This window comes from Stenotrophomonas sp. STEN087 (genome assembly GCF_056759115.1).
The window spans coordinates 1-5,865 of record NZ_JBRRCR010000144.1; the positions used below are offsets into that span (position 1 = coordinate 1).

Annotated in this window: 6 protein-coding genes; all 6 read left to right on the forward strand. The window is 68.1% G+C overall.

Features of this window, described 5'->3' with window-relative positions:
* Positions 1–656 precede the first annotated feature (656 nt).
* The 6 genes from ACVOK1_RS20015 to ACVOK1_RS20040 all read left to right on the forward strand — a co-directional run bounded on the left by ACVOK1_RS20015 (position 657) and on the right by ACVOK1_RS20040 (position 5,733).
* Positions 657–1,070 carry a YciI family protein gene (locus tag ACVOK1_RS20015; protein ID WP_108767577.1) on the forward strand — a complete coding sequence of 138 codons (414 nt, stop codon included), beginning with the start codon at positions 657–659 and terminating at the stop codon, positions 1,068–1,070.
* Between the two features lie 61 nt (positions 1,071–1,131).
* Positions 1,132–1,554 carry a VOC family protein gene (locus tag ACVOK1_RS20020; protein WP_481563053.1) on the forward strand — a complete coding sequence of 141 codons (423 nt, stop codon included), beginning with the start codon at positions 1,132–1,134 and terminating at the stop codon, positions 1,552–1,554.
* Positions 1,555–1,608: 54 nt separating this feature from the next.
* Complete coding sequence (locus tag ACVOK1_RS20025) at positions 1,609–2,019, forward strand: VOC family protein (RefSeq protein ID WP_481563054.1); 411 nt, start codon at positions 1,609–1,611, stop codon at positions 2,017–2,019.
* Between the two features lie 58 nt (positions 2,020–2,077).
* A complete protein-coding gene (locus ACVOK1_RS20030; RefSeq protein WP_481563055.1) occupies positions 2,078–3,349 on the forward strand; it encodes an RNA polymerase sigma factor in 1,272 nt (423 codons plus the stop codon).
* A gap of 96 nt (positions 3,350–3,445) precedes the next feature.
* Positions 3,446–4,642 (forward strand): hypothetical protein, encoded by a 1,197-nt coding sequence (locus tag ACVOK1_RS20035; protein ID WP_481563056.1) that lies wholly within the window; start codon positions 3,446–3,448, stop codon positions 4,640–4,642.
* Positions 4,633–5,733, forward strand: a complete 1,101-nt coding sequence (locus ACVOK1_RS20040; protein ID WP_406233211.1) for a hypothetical protein — start codon at positions 4,633–4,635, stop codon at positions 5,731–5,733. The genes ACVOK1_RS20035 and ACVOK1_RS20040 overlap by 10 nt, the downstream gene beginning before the upstream one ends.
* Positions 5,734–5,865 lie beyond the last annotated feature (132 nt).

Genomic DNA, 5,865 nt, shown 5'->3' on the forward strand with positions numbered 1-5,865 from the left:
GGACCGGCCACCGGCGGAGCCCCGCGGTGGGGGGGGTGAACGCGGGGGGCCCGGGGGTTGGGCCGGGAGGGGGGGCTGGCGGGGGGACGCTGCAAGTACGTCCATGTAAGCTCGGTCGCCGCATCCATGCGGCTCACGCCCCCAGCCAACCCATCCCCCCGGCCACGGACACGTTCCCGCGCGCCCACCCCGGAGAATCAACAGAAAAGAACAAAAGCGGGTCGCTTCGCTCGCACAGCCGGGGCCGCCAGCGCACCGCTTTGGCTGTTGCTTCTGCTTTTGCCTTCTTCTCTTGATCTTCCGGGGTGGGTCAGCCGCGTGAACCTGTCAGGGGCCGGTCGGGGTGGGGGGCGGGACCGCAGGCGCCATGGCATGCGCCTACGAGCCCCCAAGGAAGGGTTCACGGCGCGGCCCCCGCCCCCCCCCCCCCCCGTGCGGGCGCGCCCGGCCGCCCCCCCCCCCCCCCCCCGCCCCCCCCCCACCCCAGTAATCCCAGCAGATGACCCACCACGGAGGGGCTCCGCCGTTCGCCGATCCCCCGCCGCAGGCGGCATTCCGCGCAGGAAAAAAAAATCCCACCGGACCTGTCGATTCCCGATCCCCCGGTTCGTCGTACCAGTGAAGGGCGCGCAAACCGCCGCCCACGGGAGAACGACATGAAAGTCATGGTGATCGTCAAAGCCAACGCCGATTCCGAAGCCGGCCGCCTGCCCAGCGAAGCGGAACTGGCCGAAATGGGCGCCTACAACGAACAACTCGTCGCCGCCGGCATCATGCTCGCCGGTGAAGGCCTGCACGCCACCGCCCGTGGCCGCCGCATTCATTTTGGTGCCGCCGCCCCGCAGGTGCAGGCCGGCCCCTTCGGCCCGCCAAGCGAGCAGATCGCCGGGTTCTGGCTGTGGAACGTGCGCTCGCTGGACGAGGCCATCGAATGGGCCAGCCGTGCCCCGTTCGGCGCTGGCGGCACCCTCGAGCTGCGTCCGCTGATCACCGCCGAGGATTTCGGCGAAGCCTTCACCCCCGAATTACAGCAGCAGGAACAGCGTCTGCGGGAACAGCTGGAAAACTGATCGATCTTCCCTGTCACATCCGCCGGTACGCCCCGGCACCACCACCCAACGGAGCATTGCCATGAAACTGATTCCCTTCCTTGGCTTCAGCGGCCAGGCCCACGATGCGATGGCCTTCTATGCCAAGGCCCTCGGTGGCCAGGTCACCTCGGAGATGAAGTACCGCGACATGCCGCCGTCCGATGGTTCGCCGGGCTGCAACGAGATGCCGGCCGAAACCCTCGACCACGTGGCGCACAGCCAGCTGGAGATCGAGGGCGCGATCCTGATGGCCGCCGATGGCCCGGGCGGCGGCGATGGCGGTTCGACCACCATCAATGTCGACGTCGACAGCATCGAGGAAGCCGAGCGCGTGTTCGCCGCGCTGGCCGAAGGCGGCCAGGTGCAGATGCCGATCGCCGAGACGTTCTGGGCGCATCGCTGGGGCATGTTGATCGACCGCTTCGGCAAGCCGTGGATGGTCAACTGCATGAAGCAGCCCTGATCCAGCTCCCGCACCCGTCACCCATCACCCATCACCCGCACAGGAAACGCAACGATGAGCGCACCGCAACCGCCGATGATCTTCGTCAACCTGCCCGTGCAGGACCTGCAACAGTCCAAGGATTTCTTCAGCGCGCTGGGCTACAGCTTCAATCCGGCCTACACCAATGAAGACGCCGCCTGCATGGTCATCAGCGAGAGCATCTTCGTGATGCTGCTGGTCAAGCCGTTCTTCCAGCAGTTCACCAACAAGAACATTGCCGATGCGCACGCGGAGACCGAGGTGATCACCTGCCTTTCCGCGGCCAGCCGCAAGGCGGTGGACGTGATGGTGGACAAGGCGGTGGCCGCCGGTGGCAGCGAACCGCAACCGGCGCGCGATTACGGTTTCATGTACCAGCGCGGCTTCCAGGACCTGGATGGCCACCTGTGGGAAATCGCACATATGGAAGGCGAGCCGGGCTGATGGCCGACGCCGTTCGCTGGCGCTTGTGCGGGCACGGCCTGCGTGCTGTGATCGGCGCATGACCGAGCCCGCCCTGAGCCAGCGACTGGAAACCCTCTGGCGGATGGAATCGCCGGTGTTGATCGCGCGCCTGGCGCGGCTGCTCGGCGGTGATGTCGGCCGCGCCGAGGAGCTGGCCCAGGACACCTGGCTGGCCGCGCTGGAGCGCTGGCCGGCGCAGGGCATCCCGGACAACCCCGGAGCCTGGCTGATGACCACCGCGCGCAACCGTGCCATCGATGTGCTGCGCCAGCACCAGCGCGTGGCGCAGCAGCATGCGCAATGGGGCGAGGAACTGCACCCGGCGGCGTTGCCCGCACCCGATGACAGCCAGGCACTGGAAGACGACCTCGGCGATGACCTGCTGCGGCTGATGTTCGTGGCCTGCCATCCGGTGCTGCCGGCCGATGCACGGGTGGCGCTGACCCTGCGCCTGCTGGGCGGCCTGACCACCACCGAGATCGCGCGCGCCTTCCTGCAGCCGGAGCCGACCATCGCCCAGCGCATCGTGCGCGCCAAGCGCACCCTGGTGCAGAAGCAGGTGCCCTACGAAGTGCCGCGCGCCGAGGCGCTGCCCGAGCGGCTGGCCTCGGTGCTGGAGGCGATCTACCTCGTCTTCAACGAGGGCTATGCGGCCAGTGCCGGCGATGACTGGATGCGCCCGGCCTTGTGCGAGGAAGCGCTGCGGCTGGCCCGCATCCTCGCCCATCGGCTGCCCGCGCCGCCGGTGCTGGGCCTGCTGGCGCTGATGGAGCTGCAGGCCTCGCGTGCCGCGGCGCGTGTCGATGCGCAGGGCCAGCCGGTATTGCTGGACGTGCAGAACCGCGCGCGCTGGGACTGGCTGCAGATCGAACGTGGCCGGCAGGTACTGGAGCGCGCGGTGGATGCGGGCGGCGGCAACGATGCCTACGTCCTGCAGGCACGCATCGCGGCCTGCCATGCCACCGCGCGCCGTGCCGAAGACACCGACTGGGCACGCATCGCCGCGCTGTATGCGCAGCTGCTGCAGGTGATGCCCTCGCCGGTGGTGGCCCTGAACCGGGTGGTGGCGGTGTCGCGCAGTGACGGTGCGTTCGCGGCTTGGGGGTTGCTGCAGCCGTTGCTGGTCGATGCGCGGTTGCAGGGCTATGCCCCGTTGCAGGTGGTGCGGGGCGAGCTGCTGCTGCAGCTCGGACGGGAGCACAATGCCCGTGACGCATTTGCCATGGCGGCGGATCTGAGCCAGAACCAGTCCGAGCGCCTCCTGCTGCGGCAGCGGGCGGGTCTGGCGGCCGAAAACCAGGGCGGGTAGCGACAGGACTTGTCGCCAGCCCCGGGAGCGGCTATGTTTCGCGCCCATCGGGGGCGAGTCTGCCCCCGCAACGTGCGTTGAACCAGGAGTGGTTGGATGTTTTCAAGGACGAAGCGCGCACCGCGCGCCTTTGCGCGCCTGCTCGCCTGTGTGTTGTGCCTGGCCGTATGGCCGTGGGCCGCACAGGCTGCAGACAAATCGCAGCAGGCCTACTGGGCCGGTTTTGCCTACACCGCTGATGCCGCTGCCGTGCAGGCGACCACGCCGCACGCACATGCCGTGCTGGAAAAGCGCGGCCTGATTCCGCTCAACCAGACCCTGGCGCAGGCGCTCGAGCGTCGCCCGCCGGCGTCCCTGGAACTGATCGACCAGCCGGTGGCCATGCTTGACGGCACCACCAGCGCGGTCGTGCTGGCCGCCGCCCTGGACCGCGAGCTGGTATCGGTCGAGCCGATCGGCAACCAGTACAAGGTGCTGGTGGAAGTGGCCCTGCAGGCCCTGTTCTTCGATTTCCGCGAACGCCAGGTGATCGCGTCCTACCCGATCACCCTGCAGCGCATCGACGTGCAGGACTACCGCCCGGGCAACGACGATATCGATGCCATCGTCGCCGACCTGCTGTACGGCAGCGGCAATGCGGCGCTGCCGCAGGTGCTGGCCACTACCCTGGCCCAGGCCAAGCTGCCCGAAGCGGCCTCGCGACGCCTGCAGGTGGGCGCGGTGACGCTGTCGGAGGCGACCGTGGCCAAGCTGCCCGACCCGAAGTGGGCCGACACGCTGCGCGCGACGCTGGCCCATGAGCTGTCCAAGACGCTGTCGTCCAACACCGGCGTCGGCCTGCTGCCGCCGGCCTCGGGCCAGGCGATCGGTGGTGCGATGGCCGCGCGCTTCGCCGATGGCAAGGTCTACCAGTTGAAGATTCCCGAGCCGGACTACGTCATCACCCTGCAGGTGGACGCGCTGAAGAACGGCGTGATCGAAGAGACCGCCGCGATGAAGACGATGCTGTTCGGTGCGTTCTTCACCGCCAAGGTCACCGAGCCGTTCTCCGGCAAGGTCTATTTCGAACAGCCGCTGCGCAAGGGTGCCACCAAGGTGGTGCCGGTCACGCAGTGGCAGGTCGACCAGTGGTCGGCCAGCTACGAAACGCTGCTGGCCGGCTTCGATGCCTTCGCCGGCGCCGCTGCCAAGCGCGCCGATTCACGCGCCTGGCTGGACGAACAGAAGCCGGGCGGCCGCCCGTTGCAGCAGCAGACCCAAGCCCTCCAGGAGTTGATCAAATCATGTCGTTGATGCGTACCATCCTGCTCATCCTCATCGCCCTGGTGGTGGCCTCGCCGGTCGCCGCACAGACCGCCAGTTCGCGTGGTACCGGTTCGGCCAGCTACAGCCTGCGCCTGAGTGCCGGCACCCGCGCCGAAGCCCTGAACAAGGCCAAGGTCAATGCCCTGGAGGCGTACATCGCCGAAACCGGCGCGGCCAAGCTGCGCCTGTTCGAGGCACGCCGCCCGGAGTTCATTGGTGAAATCGACCGCTACGTGCTCAGCGCCGTGCAGCTGTCGGACAACGAAGACAAGAAGGCCAAGACCTACAGCGTCACCGTGCGTGCGGAGATCAACACCACGCTGCTGCAGACCAAGCTCGATGCGGGTTCGGCCGTGGCCGGTGCCACCGCCGCGCAGCGCTCGCTGCTGACCTTCCTGTTCATGGCGCGCTCGCAGGACACCGTGCAGTCGTTCCAGGACAAGGAATACCGTCGCGTCGACGCCAGCAGCAGCTACAGCGAGAACACCCGCGAAGGCGACTCGTTCCGCGGCAACTCGGTCAGCACCAATGGCAGCATCAACCAGAACGGTTCGGTGTCGGTCACCAGCGGCGGCAGCACCACCGCGCGCGCCGACAACATCACCTGGAAGGTCGCCAACGCTGCCGAGGTCAACACCGCCATGACCGGAGCCTTCAGTGCCGCCGGCTACGAAGTGGTCGAAGCCGAGTACGTCGAAGGCGAGTCGCGTGGCCTGCTCAGCATCGAGCGCATCCGCAAGGATTTCAGCACCGGCAACGACCTGGCCCCGGCCACCCTGCGTGACACCGCCAACGGCATCCGTGCGGCCAACATCCCGTACATCGCCGTGGGCACCCTGGACGTGGGCATGCGCGATCGTGACCCGGCCAGTGGCAATACCCGCGTGTTCGTCACCGTCACCGGCAAGGTGCTGGACGTGACCGGTCGCTTCCCGCGCACCGTGTCTTCGGTCGGCCCGGTGCAGTTCTCCGGTACCGGCCCGAACGAAACCGTGGCCCGCACCAACGCCCTGCAGCTGGCGGCCGAAAAGGCTGCGCAGCAGATGATCAACGAGCTGAACGTCAAGGCGGTCCGCTGATTGCTGGTGTCCTGCGCCGGGCATGACCCGGCGCGCCTCCCCGCTTCCCACCCCCCCCCCTGCGGCCGGTGCCAAAAAAAGGAAATACGATGATCCGTACAAATGCTCTCGCCGTGGCCAACGCCCCCCCCC